The organism is Photorhabdus laumondii subsp. laumondii, assembly GCF_003343245.1.
Taxonomy (GTDB): Bacteria; Pseudomonadota; Gammaproteobacteria; order Enterobacterales; family Enterobacteriaceae; genus Photorhabdus; species Photorhabdus laumondii.
This window is the reverse complement of the sequence record NZ_CP024901.1, coordinates 2,996,587-3,011,675: the sequence shown is the minus strand read 5'-3', so window position 1 is coordinate 3,011,675 and position 15,089 is coordinate 2,996,587. Positions and strand designations below refer to the sequence as shown.

Here is a 15,089-nt window from a genome sequence, read left to right as displayed (position 1 = left end):
TGCTACACATAGCCTTCTTCAACCCATTGTTATACATAGAATTATGAGTGGTATAAGATGTAGCACTATTTTGAAATCTTATTTATTCAACAATAAGTTTAATAAGCCATTTTCCTCCTTTACTATCCATATAACCACCCGCCATGCAAATTTCAGCAGCTAATCTTTCAGTTGTTGCGCCAAGAGTAACATATGTTGGCTCAACGTTGGACAACATAACTTCCTTATCGTTTCGTCACCATCATTGCTTAATCAAATGATAAGATTATTTTTAGCTTATAAATGTACACGTTTTTAATTCTACAGTGCTATGTTTTCTTAGAAATCCTAAAGGGTATCGGCGAATGATTCTGATCTAAATCTCAAAGCTGGAACCTATCGTTAGTACTTTTCCATATTCTCTGTAAAATCGCTCCAACGATTTTCCTGCCTGAGTGGTACTTCTTAAGCAGGGGGTAAATAAGGTTTGAATTGGATTTAAGGAACGAAATATATCAATTTTGTTACGTTACACCTTAAAGCGTTTGTGATAAATTCAATCCGTTTTTGTCTATTAATGTTGGTCGATTTATTTTTTCTACTATAGAGAGTTAGGATATGAATGGATTTGTATATTTAGCAATGGCAATTGTTGCTGAGGTTATCGCAACGGCTTCATTAAAAGCCTCTGATGGGTTTAGTAAATTATTCCCTTCTATACTGGTCATTGTTGGATACGGTATCGCTTTCTGGGGGTTATCTCAGGTGGTCAAAGTTGTGCCATTAGGAATTGCTTACGCCATATGGTCTGGCTTGGGTATTGTGTTGGTTTCTATTGCCGCGATATTTTTATATCAACAGAAGCTGGATTGGGCGGCTATTTTAGGTATGGCTCTTATTGTTGCCGGTGTAATGGTAATAAACCTGCTTTCTAACAGCAGTGCACATTAATTAACAATTAACGGTGCTCCTGTTTTCCCTGAATCGTTTTCTGGAGAAGAGATATGTTAAATGCCAGTAATAAGAAAGGATTCCAGACAGTGTTATTAGGAGTCCTCTTTAGTATTGCTGTATTAGCGGGTTGTAGTCGCCAGACAGGGAAAACAGCGACTCAATATCAGGGGATACAATACTCTCAACCGGAAAATTCTCAACCGGCAGTTGCTCTTAGGGATAATGCCAGAGCAATCTGTTCTTATGTAGGTGGCATGCCTGCATTAGCAATACAATTAAATGGTGCGCAAATACCTGTTTGCCAGTTGGCAAATGGTAAGCGTTGTGATGAAAGGGCATTGTTGCAAGGTTCTTGTGCGTCAAGTTGAAAGGTGAGGTAGAAATCAAGCAACTGATATGAGCAGAAACATGCCGTTGGAAAGGCAGCCTTGGGCATGATTCTGTGAGTATACCTGTCATCTTTCAAGTTGCTTCTTTGTTGGCTGCACTCACTCACCCCGGTCACATAGTTATCTATGCTCCCGGGGATTCGCTCCCTTGCCGTCGCGATGCATCTTGAAATCCATTGGGTATATATTTGATTCATCAGACAATCATTTTCAACTATCTAAGTTGGAAATTATTTACGGCTAAAAAATTGGCTGATTAATACTAATGCAGCAACCACTAGGTAAGCAGCAAAAATACCGACTAGCCATTGTGGCATCTCTAATGTCAGGAATTGCCACTGTCTTACTGAACAATCACCTGTAGCTTCGAATACAGAAGGAAGCCATTGGTTTAACGCCAACCATGAAGGGAAGTTTACGAAGAAATCACAGGTATTAAATGGAGAAGGGTGCAACTGCATCATAGTATGTTGCCATGCGAGTTGCAGGCCACCCCAGGCACTGTAGATCCACAAAATAATAGCCAGCCAGCGTAACGGCGTTTTTGGTGCGATTACACCTAATATCCCAGCGCTCAACACACCAAACAGAGCAACCCGCTCATAAATACACATCACACAGGGTTGTAATTTCATCACATGTTGAAAATATAATGCCGAGCTTTCTAGTATCAGGGCAGTCAAAATCATTAACAGCCATGCGCTTCGTCCTTGAGAACAGTGGTTCAAAAATCGCATCATTTCCGTTTTTCCATGCAGATTAAGATAAACAATTGAGCGCCTATTTTGCCGATTTACAGGTAACAAAAAAAGTCAATTAAGGTAAATTTGGCTTTTTCGGGGAAAAATAATGCCGTATTGAGCGTTATCATTGCTCAATACGGCATTGGCTGGTTAATGCTATAAAATGAATTATTGCTGGTTATGGCAAAGCAATTAGGCCCCAATGAACCATCATGTCAGTGACTGGAATTAGCAGAAATTCTACACACAGCAAACCGACCAGCGTCATGACAATGGTATAAGGTAGTGCCATTATCACCATGCGGCCATAAGATAAACGAATCAATGGCGATAATGTCGACGTCAACAGGAATAGAAATGCAGCTTGTCCGTTAGGTGTGGCAACGGAAGGCAGGTTTGTGCCGGTATTAATCGCAACAGCCAGATATTCAAATTGTTTATGTGAAATCAGGCCCTCTTGCATCGCAGTTCTTGCTTCATTGATATAAACCGTACCGACAAATACGTTATCTGATACTGATGAGAGTAAGCCATTGAACAGATAGAACAGGGAAAGTTGAGAAGTTTCAGAAACCTGTAATACGAACTGAATAAATGGCGTAAACAGTTGCTGGTCAACAATGACGGCAACGATAGAAAAGAATACAGTCAGTAATGCCGTGAACGGTAGTGCCTCTTCAAATGCCTTACCCAGTGCATGTTCTTCGGTAATACCACAGAACGACGTGGTTAGAATAATGACGGAAAGGCCAATCAGACCAACTTCTGCCAGATGAAACGCCAGCGCGACAATGAGCCATATACCGATTAGCGCTTGAGCAATAAGCTGTGCTTTTTCTTTATGTGTTCGTTTTGCGCTGGTTTTTTTATCGTAATCTTCCAATACCTGTCGGACGCGTTCTGGCAATTCTGTACCATAACCGAACAGTTTAAAGTGTTCGACCAGAAAACAGACTAGTAGCCCGCAGATAAAGACAGGTAGGGTAATTGGAGCCATGCGAATAAAGAAGGTGACAAAATCCCAATTAACGTTTTTGGCGATAATCAGATTTTGGGGTTCTCCTACCATCGTCATCACACCACCAAGTGCAGTGCCTACCCCTGCATGCATCATTAGACTGCGCAAAAAAGCGCGAAACTGTTCAAGAGTTTGTTTCTTTTTTGCTGTATCAATGTGATTGTCATGTTTAGCGTTAATGACATCATTCTGATCAGTAATGAAGTTGTTGTAGATAGAATAGAAGCCAAGGGAAACACTAATAACTACCGCGATAACTGTCAGAGCATCAAGAAATGCTGACAGGAATGCGCTGGCTAGGCAGAATGCTAAGGCAAGCATACGTTTAGATTTTATGGAGAGCAGGAGTTTAGTGAAAGCAAATAATAGTAATTGCTTCATAAAGTAAATTCCTGCGACCATAAATATCAGTAACAGTACAACTTCCAAGTTATTAGCAATTTCATGACCGACTTGTTGCGGGGAGGTCATGCCGATGATGACCGCTTCAATTGCCAACAGGCCACCCGGTTGTAACGGGTAACATTTAAGTGCCATTGCTAACGTAAAGATAAATTCGATAACAAGCAGCCAGCCTGTGACAAATGGATTAATAAAAAAGAATATCAATGGGTTGATGATGAGAAAGATGATGATAGCGAGCTTATACCAATCTGGCGAGTTGCCGAGAAAGTTTTTTACCGCTGTTTTTAGGATACTGGTTTCCATTGCAATTAAAGTTCCTCTAAATTCGTAAAATCGTGTTCTTTAAACAATAGTACGCTTTTATACAGAATGTTTTAAGGGAAATGAGGCATAACTAAGCATGAGTACGCTTTTTTTCATGACCGCCTTTACGCTTTCTAGACTACATAGCTATATTGAAGTTGCGTATTCTGATATAATTTCATCTATTATTAGTTGGAAAAATCACGTTGGAATAATAAAAATATGGTCATTAAGGCTCAAAGTCCCGCAGGTTTTGCGGAAGAGTATATTATTGAGAGTATATGGAACGGCCGTTTTCCTCCAGGCTCTATTCTTCCGGCAGAACGTGAATTATCTGAGTTAATTGGTGTGACAAGGACCACCCTGCGTGAAGTATTGCAGCGTTTGGCACGTGATGGATGGTTAACAATTCAGCATGGCAAACCAACAAAAGTGAATAACTTTTGGGAAACATCGGGTCTTAATATTTTAGAGACTCTGGCCCGTCTTGATCACGATCGCGTTCCTGAGTTGATTGATAATCTACTGGCGGTGAGAACGAATATTGCAGCGATATTTATTCGCACGGCTTTTAAGCATAATCCGGGTAACTCATTGGAAGTACTGGCAGAAAAGGAGCATGTGGAAGATAATTCAGAGTCATTTAGTATGCTAGATTATGATATTTTCCGTGGTTTAGCTTTTGCTTCAGGTAATCCAATTTACGGCCTTATTATCAATGGGTTGAAAGGGCTATATACCCGTATAGGGCGTTATTACTTCTCTAATCCTGAGGCGCGTAAATTGGCGCTGAATTTTTATCAGCAATTGGTGATATTATGTCGTGATCAATCTTACGATAACGTCATGGAATGTGTACGTAACTATGGTAAAGAGAGTGGTGTCATTTGGCACAGTATGCAAAGTACGATGCCAAGTGATTTGTCTGAAGTGTATCGCTGATATCTCGTTAGTATTTTTACTTAATTCCAGGCGTTATCCGATCTATTAGTTTCAAATCAACATTATTTTAAATTGACCCGGTGCAGAATGTTCTGTACCGGGCATTTTGTTTCTTTTTTTTCATTCCATCTCCAGCCAATCGTTAATGTCTCTATTTCAGAGTATTATTCTGATTTTTTGGTTTTTGTTTGGGTTTTTATTTCGATTAATTGATGGTTATTGGTATCTTGTGGTTGTTTAATTGATTCATTTTTTTCACCGAAAAACGCTGAATAATGACTTGATATGAAATAATTAGCCTGCGGCTCATATCGTAATTATTATCTTAATTTTATGATTTTAATATTAATTTTCATAACTTGGTTATGTATAAATCATAAATAAGTCTGTTGCATAAATGTAATCTAATTGTGATCTAAATCATAAATATAGATTATTGACGTGACCGATGATTGTTCTATATTGGTTTTTTATAAACAGCATATTATGCTTGCCTAAAATTTTAAATTGTCCGGGGGCCATGATGAAAATCCTTATTTTAGGTAGTGGTGTTATTGGTGTAACCAGTGCCTGGTATTTGGTACAGCAAGGTCATGAAGTCACTGTCATTGATCGCCAGGGAAGTGCTGCTGAGGAAACCAGTGCGGCGAATGCCGGGCAGATCTCACCGGGATACGCAACCCCGTGGGGAGCGCCGGGTATTCCATTGAAAGCGATTAAGTGGATGTTTCAACGTCATGCTCCATTGGCTATTCGTCCGGATGGATCGCTGTTTCAGTTACGCTGGATGTGGCAGATGTTGCGTAATTGTGATGCAAGTCACTATGCGATAAATAAGAGCCGGATGGTACGATTGGCAGAGTACAGTCGTGACTGTATCAAACAGTTGAGGGCTGATACGGGTATTCAATACGAAGGGCGTCAGAGAGGCACGCTTCAGTTATTCCGCACCAATAAGCAGTTTGATAATGCGGTGAATGACATCGCCGTTCTTGAACAGGAAGGTGTTCCTTACAATTTATTAACGGCAGATAAACTCGCGACAGTAGAGCCGGCATTGGCGCATGCCGCTCACAAACTGACGGGGGGCTTACAATTACCGAACGACGAAACGGGTGATTGCCAGCTTTTTACCAAAGAGTTGGTAAAAATGGCAGAAGCGGCAGGTGTAACGTTTTTGTTTAATAAACAGGTCAAACAGTTATTGGTGGAAGGGCATCGGATTATCGGCGTCCAGTGCGAAGATGGTGTTATGACAGCAGACAACTATGTTGTTGCAATGGGAGCTTATTCCACTGAATTACTGAAAGGTCTTGTCAAAATTCCGGTATATCCACTGAAAGGTTATTCATTAACTATGCCTATTGTCGATGCGGAACGGGCTCCGGTATCTACTGCATTGGATGAAACATACAAAATTGCGATTACCCGGTTTGATAACCGTATTCGTGTGGGTGGAATGGCAGAAGTTGTCGGTTTCAATTTGAATCTGCTTAAAGCACGTCATGAAACATTGAAAATGGTGGTGCAAGACCTTTATCCAGGTGGTGGCGATATTACTCAGACTCATTTTTGGACAGGATTACGTCCAATGACGCCAGATGGTACGCCAATTGTTGGTCCGACTGAATATCACAATCTCTACCTAAATACAGGGCATGGTACATTGGGATGGACAATGGCATGCGGTTCCAGTCAATTACTGGCGGATATTATTTCGGGTAAAAAGCCTGCTATTGCATCTGATGATTTATCCGTATTTCGTTATGTTAATGGTTTTAATACAAAATTGGTGCCATTTAGCCATCAATTACACACTGAACTGAGAGGCTAATAGAATATGCCACGTCCGATTTCGGCAACGATCCATCTTGATGCATTGGAAAATAATTTGGCGATTATTCGTAATAAGGTCGGTAATAGTAAAATCTGGGCTGTTGTTAAAGCAAATGCTTATGGGCATGGTCTGCATTGTATATGGCGGTCTCTTGATCAGGCTGATGGGTTTGCTTTACTTGATTTTCATGAAGCGATTTTATTGCGGGAGCAGGGGTGGCAGGGTGCAATCTTACTATTGGAAGGGTTTTTCAAACCCGAAGATTTGCCAATAATTGATGAATATCAGTTGACAACGGTGGTGCATAGCCATTGGCAACTTGAAGCAATAGAAGCGGCCAATTTGAGTAAACCCATCAATATTTATCTCAAACTCAACAGCGGTATGAATCGATTGGGATTTCCTGCGGATCAATATAGCGCGGTTTTATCATTAGCAAGAGGGATCCGGCAAATTGGGCAAATAACGTTAATGTCACATTTTGCGAATGCGGATAAGGATAATAAGGAGATCAGCGTTACTGAACAACTTAACGTTATTCATTCGGTGAGTCAGGGATTGGATATTTCTCAATGTTTGGCGAATTCAGCCGCTTCCTTGTGGTATCCACAAACTCATAGAGATTGGGTACGTCCCGGTATCGTGCTTTATGGTGCCTCACCCAGTGGAAAGTGGAAAGATATTGCCGATATTGGGTTGAAAGCGGTGATGAGTCTGCAAAGTGAGATTATTGCTATTCAGAATCTCAAGGCAGGAGATAAAATAGGTTATGGCAGTGAATATACAGCGCCAGGCCCTATGCGAGTCGGTACCGTCGCCTGTGGCTATGCTGATGGTTATCCCCGTTGTGCCATGACGGGAACACCGATTATTGTTGATGGCGTTAGGACCCAAGTATTAGGTACGGTATCAATGGATATGTTATCGGTGGATTTAACGCCTTGTCCGCAGGCCCAAATTGGCAGCCCTGTTGAATTGTGGGGGCAAAATTTACCGGTGGATGATGTGGCGGAGAGCTCTGGAACAATTGGCTATGAATTATTGTGCGCATTGGCAAATCGGGTCCCGGTATCTATACCCTATGGATTTTGAGGTGCATCGCGACGGCAAGGGAGCGAATCCTCGGGAGCATAGGTAACTATGTGACCGGGGTGAGTGAGTGCAGTCAACAAAGAGGCAACTTGAAAGATAACGGGGATAGTGTCAAATAGTCGTTAGCGTTTGGTATTATTGCAGGAAATAAGTTACCGTTTTCGCTAAATTAATATCTCTTTGTTTCCTATAATCAGTCTATTTTTGTCAGAAGAATTAGGTGGGAGCTAAACATATCGTGCTTTTTAAGGCAAAATAGAACGTTATTACTTGGAAATGAGGGAAATGATCTTTTACACTTGATATAGCTAATCGCATAATTGTTTTAAAGGAAATAGTTAATCATGATCAACAAAGCTAAAATTTTAGCCACAGTCGCCGCTTTTTGTCTTTCTTCATCTTTAGCTTATGCGGGACAGTGGTCAATTGGTGCCTCTGTTTTGGCTGAGGCATCACCTTATAAGGGGGTAAAGAATAAAGATAAAGTGTTGTTTGTTCCAATGGTTAATTATGAAAGTGACAATTTCTATTTTCATACTTTAGCCGCCGGGTATTATTTGTGGAATCAACCAAAAGATCAGCTATCTTTAGATGTCTATTACTATCCTCAAAATTTCCGCCCAAAAGATAATGAAGATAAGCAGATGAAAAAGCTGGATCGTCGCCATGATACTATGATGGGCGGCTTTAGCTATCGTCATATTGAAGATTGGGGAACGTTGCGTAGCTCTTTTGCTGCGGATACGTTGGGTAAAAGTAAAGGCATAACGATTGACCTGGCTTATTTATATGAATTTAAAAGTGATGATTGGTCATTACAACCAGGATTAGGTGTGGTTTGGAATAGTAAAAAACAAAATCGTTATGAATATGGCATTAAAGATAGTGAATCACGCCATAGCGGACTAGAAAAATATACCCCAGATGATAGCTGGGCTCCTTATTTGGAATTATCTGCTAATTATAAATTTAACCAAGAATGGTCTGTATTTATGATGGGGCGTGTTGAGCGTTTACCGAGTGAAATTAAAGATAGTCCAATGGTTAATAAGTCATATTCAAGTATTGTTTGGACAGGTGTTACATATAGTTTTTAATTACCCACGGCGATAATATACCCTATGCATCTTGAAATCCGTAGGGTATAAAAGAGCTGCCGGGGGAAGGCAGCTCTTTTCAGACAAAGTAATGACTCAGTTATTTGGAAATATGAGCAATCAGATCCAGAACTTTGTTAGAGTAACCGGTTTCGTTGTCGTACCAGGAAACCAGTTTTACAAAGTTATCGTTCAGAGCGATACCTGCTTTTGCGTCAAATACAGAAGTCAGCTTTTCACCATTGAAATCGTTAGATACGACATCATCTTCGGTGTAACCCAAAACGCCTTTCAGTTCACCTTCAGCAGCATCTTTGATTGCATCGCAGATTTGTTGATAAGTGGCGGGTTTTTCCAGACGTACAGTCAGGTCAACAACCGATACGTTAGGCGTAGGAACGCGGAAAGCCATGCCAGTCAGCTTACCATTGAGTTCAGGGATAACTTTACCCACAGCTTTAGCTGCGCCGGTAGATGATGGGATAATATTCTGAGCAGCGCCACGACCACCACGCCAATCTTTCGCAGAAGGGCCGTCAACTGTTTTCTGAGTTGCCGTTGTTGCGTGAACAGTGGTCATCAGACCTTCAACAATGCCGAATTTATCATTGATAACTTTAGCCAGCGGTGCCAGACAGTTAGTAGTACAGGAAGCATTGGAAACGATCTCCTGGCCTGCATAAGCTTTGTGGTTGACTCCCATAACAAACATCGGCGTGTCATCTTTGGACGGACCGGTCAGAACAACTTTTTTCGCACCAGCGGCAATGTGCTTACGTGCAGTTTCGTCAGTCAGGAAGATACCTGTTGCTTCTGCAACAACATCAACACCTACTTCGTTCCATTTCAGGTTAGCTGGATCTCTTTCTGCTGTAACGCGGATAGCTTTGCCGTTAACAATCAGGTGGCCGTCTTTTACTTCAACAGTGCCGTTGAAGCGACCGTGAGTTGAATCGTATTTCAGCATGTAAGCCATGTATTTGGCGTCGAGCAAATCGTTGATTGCAACGATTTCGATGTCTGAACGTTCTTGTGCAGCACGGAAAACAATACGGCCAATACGACCAAAACCGTTGATACCTACTTTGATAGTCATAGTGTTCCACCAGCTATTTTTTAGTGAATTAAAAATTATTACTAAAGTTACCAAAACCTTGCCAGCCGTCAAGCGGAATCGTGTCAATAGCCGAAAAACATTAGCTTTGAGTTCATCATTTAGACGCTTGCTATAGGGTACTGGCAATCGAGCCGCCCATCATTATCAAGGCGCAGACAGATATTGAAAGTTAATTGGTTAGATATGCGAGTCACATCACAATATAGTAGGATATACCCGTTATCTTTCAAGTTGCCTCTTTGTTGGCTGCACTCACTCACCCCGGTCACATTGTTATCTATGCGCCCGGGGATTTGCTCCCTTACCGTCGCGATCCCTCTTGAAATCCATTGGGTATAGACAGATTCAGTTAACCGCTTAAAATAAATTTCACTGATGCAATGTTAATTTTTTGTTATTATTAATCAATTTTATTGAGCACATGAGTCTTACTATTAAGGTGGTCGTTATGGCTAAGCATCCTGAGGTTTCCCTTTATAAAGAACTTACTGATATTCAGCGTCATGTAACCCAAAATGCCGGGACAGAGCCGCCATTCTCAGGGAAATTGCTACATAATAAGAAAAGTGGCGTGTATCATTGTTTGTGCTGCGAGCAACCGTTATTTATGTCCGGCACTAAATTTGATTCTGGTTGCGGCTGGCCGAGTTTTTACCAGCCTGCCACTCATGATGCAGTGCAGTATCTTGATGATGATAGTCACAATATGCATCGTATTGAGGTGCGTTGCGGTCATTGTAACGCTCATTTGGGGCATGTGTTCCCTGATGGGCCGCAGCCGACAGGAGAGCGTTTTTGTATCAACTCGGCTGCATTAAGCTTTACTGATGAAAATACAGGCGAAAAAACAGTAGGTTAACCGTTTTTAGTATTGCGGCCATAATCTTAGTTTATGCGAAAAATCGTTTCAGCTAATTCTGAAAAATAATGAGGAAATATCAATGGAACTGGATGATCTGTTATCTGTAATGACACCAGAAATATATCAACGCTTGGTTCAGGCAGTAGAACTGGGTAAATGGCAGGATGGTGTGCCTCTAACGGTCGAGCAGAAAGAGAATAGTTTACAAATGATTATGCTATGGCAATCAAGGCATAACCATGATCCGCAACATATGACGATTGGTACTGATGGTCAGTTGGTGATGAAGAGTAAACAAGAACTGAAAGCGATCTTTCGGTCTAAAATGGTGGCAACATTCAAGCCATAATCTTTGGCAAATTAGGTATGAAAAGGCTGAGTGTGTAAAACTCAGCCTCGCCTTGGATTGATATCAGAGAAGAGCATCTTCTAGTTGAGCAAGTTCTATCAATATAGCGCCTTGCTCTTTTAGCTCTTTTAAGGCTGATTGGCTATCATTTGGACTCAGGTTAACCCCTCGACAGCCATCCGTAATGACCCAGGTTTCATAACCTAATGCCAGCGCATCCAGCGCGGTAAATTTCACACAATAGTCAGTGGCGATACCAATAATAAACAGACGTTCAATTTGCTGGGTTTGCAACCAGCCATCAAGCCGGGTTTTATTCTGATGGCCGTTGTCAAAGAAAGCACTGTAACTATCGATCTGTGGATTTTCGCCTTTGTGGAAAATTTCAACAATTGCCTGCTTGTTTAGCTGTGGATGGAAATCTGCGCCATGCTGACGTTGAACGCAGTGTACCGGCCACCAGACTTGTGGAATACCGTTTAATAGACCGATATCACCGATCTTCTGGCCGGAATTTACGGCAAAGCTCATATGTTCAGCAGGATGCCAGTCTTGGCTGGCAATAGTGCTGATATTGTGTTTCAGACAAATAGCCATTGCCTGATTTGCCGCAACAATGACTTGTTCACTCTCTTCTACGGCTAAAGCGCCGCCGGTACAGAAGTCGTTCTGTAGATCAATAAGTAATAGGGCTGTTTTCATCTCTTTCCTTGATTATTTATCAATATAACTTAATTCACCACGTAAATTTTGTTGCATTAAATAACGAATTTTTTCATTGCTATAAGGTTGGCTAAGTAAATAGTGCAACTTGGTTAAAGTTGCTTCAAAAGTCATATCGTAGCCGCTTATCACCCCCGCTTCAGCCAGAGCATGGCCTGTTGCATACCCTTCCATATTTACTCGGCCAGAAATGCATTGAGTCAAATTAACCACCACGATCCCTCTCTCTGTGGCCTGTTTTAGCTCTTTTAATAATTCAGGGTGTTGAGGTGCGTTTCCGACGCCATATGAGCGTAGGATAAGCGCCTTAACCGGTTGCATCAAAATATTATTCACAATCTGACTGGAAAGGCCGGGGTAAATGGTGATTACGCCAATGGGCTGAGGGGTGATTTGATGAGTAATAAATTCACTGTGATTGGCAGGGGCAGAACATGCATTGAAGGTTTTGATGTTAATACCAGCTTCCATTAATGGAGAACAGTTTGGTGAGGCAAAAGCATCGAAGCCGTCGGCATGTGCTTTGACGGTCCGGTTCCCCCGAAACAATTTATTATTGAAAAACAGACTGACCTCGTTAACAGGGTAATTAGCGGCAAGATAAAGCGCATTCAACAAGTTTGTCTGCCCATCAGAGCGCAGTGCTTCCAGCGGGATTTGTGACCCGGTGACAATGACTGGCTTACCCAGATTCTCGAACATAAAGGAGAGGGCAGAAGCCGTAAATGCCATGGTATCCGTACCATGCAGGATCACGAACCCATCATAATCATGATAATTTTCTCGGATATCATCAGCGATAAATTGCCAGTCTTCTGGGGTCATATCAGAAGAATCGATCAATGGTTGATGTTCACGGATAGTGAATGTGGGCATTTCCGGTCGATGGAATTCGGGCATCTTTGTTAATTGGTGCTGTAAGTGCCCGGAAACGGGGATGTATCCCTGAGATGAGTGTTGCATCCCAATGGTTCCGCCAGTATAGACGACATAAATAGATTTCTTCTGCATGACTGTACCTCATAAAAAGATCAGCTGGATTATATACCCGTTATCTTTCAAGTTGTCTCTTTGTTGGCTGCACTCACTCACCCCAGTCACATCGTTCGCTATGCTCCCGGGGATTCGCTCCCTTGCCGTCGCGATCCCTCTTGAAATCCATAGGGTATAGGAGTATTACAAAATAAAAAAAGCCTGACAGGGTTTGTCAGGCTAAATTAATCGAGCTATTAACTAGAATCATGCACTGTGATAGGTTGCTTAGCGAATATCTCCGCAATTTAAACAGAATGCATAACGATTTTGTGGATCATTCAGATGGCGATAGAACTCACTCTGTTGTTTCACTTCCTGAGCTACCTGCACCAATGGCGCGGGTAGCCAGGCTTGAACCGCTTCCGGCACGATAGCTTGTGCGGTTGTTGTCAACTGGCTCATCAGCAACTCACTGAATGACATTTCTGGTTGCATCCAGTCAAGCTCAGGGTTATCCAATTTTGCTAATTCAGCCGCTTTGGTGACCGCATCATCGAAATCCCCTAATTGGTCGACCAATCCATTGGTTTTCGCATCATGACCAATCCACACATGCCCCTGAGCAATATTATCGACTTCTTCGCGTGTTTTATGGCGCGAAGTAGCAACAAGGCCAATAAAGTTGTTATAGCCGTTCTCAATATTAAGCTGCATCAGTGCTGAGAACTCTTTGCTGAGCCCTTTAGTAACAGAAATACCCGCGAGTGGTGTGGTAGAAACGCCATCAGTGTGGATACCAATATGTTCCAGACTGTTTTCATAAGTGGTGATGACACCGAAGATACCGATCGAACCCGTCAACGTACTTTGGTTTGCGATGATGTAATTAGCCGGGGTCGCGATCCAATAGCCACCGGATGCCGCCATTCCCCCCATAGAAACCACCACAGGTTTATTCGTTGCACGTAGCGCAGCCAGTTCGGTGCGAATAACATCTGAAGCGCTCACGCTGCCGCCAGGGCTGTTTACTCGCAGAATAACAGCTTTGATATTATCATCCAAACGAGCTTGACGGATTTGAGCGGCGGTTGTGTCACCGCCAACCATGCCTTGGGTCTGCTGCCCATCGACGATTGCCCCTTGCGCGACAATAACGGCGATATTGCCTTTAGATGATAACCTGCCTTCTACCAATTGCGGTGCATAATCATAAATGCTGATAGCATTGAAGTGGCGGTTTTTTTCGTCCCAACCAAAGGCTTTTGTCATGTCACTTTCAATGACATTGCGTGGCGCAACGTAATCGACCAGCTTGTGTTTAAGCGCATATTGCGCATTATCTCCGCCAACAGCACGTAAGCTGGCAATCATCTCATTAGCGCCTGGGAATACCTGATCAACAGTGAGTTTGCGGTTGGTAGCGACAGTATTGAGGTAGTTGTGCCACAGGCCGTTGATCCAACGGCTATCAGCTTCGCGGGCAGCGGGAGACATATCATCACGCATAACCGGTTCAACGGCCGATTTATACGTGCCGACGCGGAAAATATGCGCGGTGACTTTCAGCGAATCCAGCAGGGATTTGTAATACAGGCTATTGGTTGAATAGCCATAAAGACCAACCGTTCCTTGTGGTGATAGATAGATTTTATCGGCAAAAGTCGCCAGATAATATTGTGACTGATTATAACTATCACTGATAGCATAAACCGGTTTACCGGAAGTTTTATACTCATTAATCGCCTTACCGATATACTGCATAGATGGCTGGTCGGCACCGATGAAATCATCAAGTTTCAGCACCAGTCCCGTGATTTTGTTATCGGTTTTTGCTTGGCGAATGCTATCAACAATATCAAACAGGGAGTTTTCCTGGAATTTATTGCTGGATGTACCAAACAACTCACGGCCTAATTGAGTCAATGGGGTACGGTTGGAGACCTGATCCACAATAACACCGGTGAGATTGACATATAATGCTCCTTGATAACTATCTGCCGTTTTGTTTGTCTGTTGGTAAAGTAGAAAACTGCCAACCACCACCAGAATCAGCATGATAAAAATCAGGTTTGAAATGACTTCCCGAATAAAATTTAATAGTCGCCAACTCCATTTAAATAATCTTGCGATCAACTTCCATAAAATACGCATATCATCTCCAAAAATAGGATCAAGTGAAGCTATCCTAATGATCAGACATGTAAATGTCAGCTTCAAATAGTGGCATATTGCCTGAAAAGACAGCTTTAGGGCTTTTATTTGTTAACAAATAAACAGAAAATGTTAGCTTATAACAAAATACAT

15 protein-coding genes are annotated in these 15,089 nt (G+C 42.1%); 8 read left to right on the top strand and 7 right to left on the bottom strand.

Going from position 1 to position 15,089, the window contains the following annotated elements; genetic code table 11:
• Positions 1–82: 82 nt before the first annotated feature.
• Complete coding sequence (locus tag PluTT01m_RS27910; protein ID WP_269764132.1) at positions 83–214, bottom strand: hypothetical protein; 132 nt, start codon at positions 212–214, stop codon at positions 83–85.
• Between the two features lie 383 nt (positions 215–597).
• Here PluTT01m_RS27910 and PluTT01m_RS13200 point away from each other — a divergent pair, with 383 nt between their 5' ends.
• Both PluTT01m_RS13200 and PluTT01m_RS13195 read left to right on the top strand, forming a co-directional pair.
• Positions 598–930 (top strand): DMT family transporter, encoded by a 333-nt coding sequence (locus tag PluTT01m_RS13200; RefSeq protein WP_011146789.1) that lies wholly within the window; start codon positions 598–600, stop codon positions 928–930.
• Between the two features lie 53 nt (positions 931–983).
• Positions 984–1,301, top strand: coding sequence for a putative hemolysin (locus PluTT01m_RS13195; RefSeq protein WP_011146788.1), 318 nt, complete (start codon positions 984–986; stop codon positions 1,299–1,301).
• 251 nt (positions 1,302–1,552) lie between these two features.
• Here PluTT01m_RS13195 and dsbB read toward each other — a convergent pair whose 3' ends face one another.
• On the bottom strand, positions 1,553–2,062 hold the full coding sequence (gene dsbB / locus PluTT01m_RS13190; protein WP_011146787.1) for a disulfide bond formation protein DsbB: 510 nt from the start codon (positions 2,060–2,062) through the stop codon (positions 1,553–1,555).
• Positions 2,063–2,243: 181 nt separating this feature from the next.
• A complete protein-coding gene (nhaB, locus tag PluTT01m_RS13185; RefSeq protein WP_011146786.1) occupies positions 2,244–3,791 on the bottom strand; it encodes a sodium/proton antiporter NhaB in 1,548 nt (515 codons plus the stop codon).
• A gap of 222 nt (positions 3,792–4,013) precedes the next feature.
• On the opposite strand from nhaB, the gene fadR reads away from it, so the two are divergent.
• From fadR to PluTT01m_RS13165, 4 genes are all read left to right on the top strand, one after another.
• The gene (gene fadR / locus PluTT01m_RS13180) at positions 4,014–4,733 is read left to right on the top strand and encodes a fatty acid metabolism transcriptional regulator FadR (RefSeq protein WP_011146785.1); all 720 of its coding nucleotides are present in this window, start codon (positions 4,014–4,016) and stop codon (positions 4,731–4,733) included.
• A 523-nt stretch (positions 4,734–5,256) separates the two neighbouring features.
• Positions 5,257–6,567 carry a D-amino acid dehydrogenase gene (locus PluTT01m_RS13175; protein WP_041380099.1) on the top strand — a complete coding sequence of 437 codons (1,311 nt, stop codon included), beginning with the start codon at positions 5,257–5,259 and terminating at the stop codon, positions 6,565–6,567.
• A 6-nt stretch (positions 6,568–6,573) separates the two neighbouring features.
• Positions 6,574–7,662, top strand: coding sequence for a catabolic alanine racemase DadX (gene dadX, locus PluTT01m_RS13170; protein ID WP_011146783.1), 1,089 nt, complete (start codon positions 6,574–6,576; stop codon positions 7,660–7,662).
• A gap of 344 nt (positions 7,663–8,006) precedes the next feature.
• A complete protein-coding gene (locus PluTT01m_RS13165) occupies positions 8,007–8,759 on the top strand; it encodes a MipA/OmpV family protein (RefSeq protein WP_011146782.1) in 753 nt (250 codons plus the stop codon).
• A 100-nt stretch (positions 8,760–8,859) separates the two neighbouring features.
• Here the strand turns inward: PluTT01m_RS13165 and gapA are convergent, their stop codons facing one another.
• Entirely contained in the window at positions 8,860–9,855 is a 996-nt protein-coding gene (gene gapA / locus PluTT01m_RS13160) for a glyceraldehyde-3-phosphate dehydrogenase (RefSeq protein ID WP_011146781.1), read from the bottom strand.
• Positions 9,856–10,324: 469 nt separating this feature from the next.
• Between gapA and msrB the strand changes: the two genes are divergently transcribed.
• Positions 10,325–10,735, top strand: coding sequence for a peptide-methionine (R)-S-oxide reductase MsrB (gene msrB, locus PluTT01m_RS13155; protein WP_011146780.1), 411 nt, complete (start codon positions 10,325–10,327; stop codon positions 10,733–10,735).
• Positions 10,736–10,817: 82 nt separating this feature from the next.
• A complete protein-coding gene (locus PluTT01m_RS13150; protein WP_011146779.1) occupies positions 10,818–11,087 on the top strand; it encodes a YeaC family protein in 270 nt (89 codons plus the stop codon).
• 63 nt (positions 11,088–11,150) lie between these two features.
• On the opposite strand, the gene pncA is transcribed toward PluTT01m_RS13150, so the two are convergent.
• The 3 genes from pncA to sppA form a co-directional block, all read right to left on the bottom strand.
• The gene (gene pncA, locus PluTT01m_RS13145) at positions 11,151–11,789 is read right to left on the bottom strand and encodes a bifunctional nicotinamidase/pyrazinamidase (RefSeq protein WP_011146778.1); all 639 of its coding nucleotides are present in this window, start codon (positions 11,787–11,789) and stop codon (positions 11,151–11,153) included.
• A gap of 12 nt (positions 11,790–11,801) precedes the next feature.
• Positions 11,802–12,821: an asparaginase gene (gene ansA, locus PluTT01m_RS13140; protein WP_011146777.1), complete on the bottom strand. Its 1,020-nt coding sequence runs from the start codon at positions 12,819–12,821 to the stop codon at positions 11,802–11,804.
• A gap of 249 nt (positions 12,822–13,070) precedes the next feature.
• A complete protein-coding gene (gene sppA / locus PluTT01m_RS13135) occupies positions 13,071–14,936 on the bottom strand; it encodes a signal peptide peptidase SppA (protein ID WP_011146776.1) in 1,866 nt (621 codons plus the stop codon).
• Between the last annotated feature and the right edge of the window lie 153 nt (positions 14,937–15,089).

What these genes read in the sequence shown, in the direction of transcription:
- pncA (WP_011146778.1), bottom strand. Translation starts at nt 11,789, where the DNA reads ATGAAAACAGCCCTATTACTTATTGATCTACAGAACGACTTCTGTACC.
- PluTT01m_RS13175 (WP_041380099.1), top strand. Translation starts at nt 5,257, where the DNA reads ATGAAAATCCTTATTTTAGGTAGTGGTGTTATTGGTGTAACCAGTGCC.
- gapA (WP_011146781.1), bottom strand. Translation starts at nt 9,855, where the DNA reads ATGACTATCAAAGTAGGTATCAACGGTTTTGGTCGTATTGGCCGTATT.
- ansA (WP_011146777.1), bottom strand. Translation starts at nt 12,821, where the DNA reads ATGCAGAAGAAATCTATTTATGTCGTCTATACTGGCGGAACCATTGGG.
- PluTT01m_RS13200 (WP_011146789.1), top strand. Translation starts at nt 598, where the DNA reads ATGAATGGATTTGTATATTTAGCAATGGCAATTGTTGCTGAGGTTATC.
- PluTT01m_RS13150 (WP_011146779.1), top strand. Translation starts at nt 10,818, where the DNA reads ATGGAACTGGATGATCTGTTATCTGTAATGACACCAGAAATATATCAA.
- PluTT01m_RS13165 (WP_011146782.1), top strand. Translation starts at nt 8,007, where the DNA reads ATGATCAACAAAGCTAAAATTTTAGCCACAGTCGCCGCTTTTTGTCTT.
- sppA (WP_011146776.1), bottom strand. Translation starts at nt 14,936, where the DNA reads ATGCGTATTTTATGGAAGTTGATCGCAAGATTATTTAAATGGAGTTGG.
- nhaB (WP_011146786.1), bottom strand. Translation starts at nt 3,791, where the DNA reads ATGGAAACCAGTATCCTAAAAACAGCGGTAAAAAACTTTCTCGGCAAC.
- PluTT01m_RS13195 (WP_011146788.1), top strand. Translation starts at nt 984, where the DNA reads ATGTTAAATGCCAGTAATAAGAAAGGATTCCAGACAGTGTTATTAGGA.
- dsbB (WP_011146787.1), bottom strand. Translation starts at nt 2,062, where the DNA reads ATGATGCGATTTTTGAACCACTGTTCTCAAGGACGAAGCGCATGGCTG.
- fadR (WP_011146785.1), top strand. Translation starts at nt 4,014, where the DNA reads ATGGTCATTAAGGCTCAAAGTCCCGCAGGTTTTGCGGAAGAGTATATT.
- msrB (WP_011146780.1), top strand. Translation starts at nt 10,325, where the DNA reads ATGGCTAAGCATCCTGAGGTTTCCCTTTATAAAGAACTTACTGATATT.
- dadX (WP_011146783.1), top strand. Translation starts at nt 6,574, where the DNA reads ATGCCACGTCCGATTTCGGCAACGATCCATCTTGATGCATTGGAAAAT.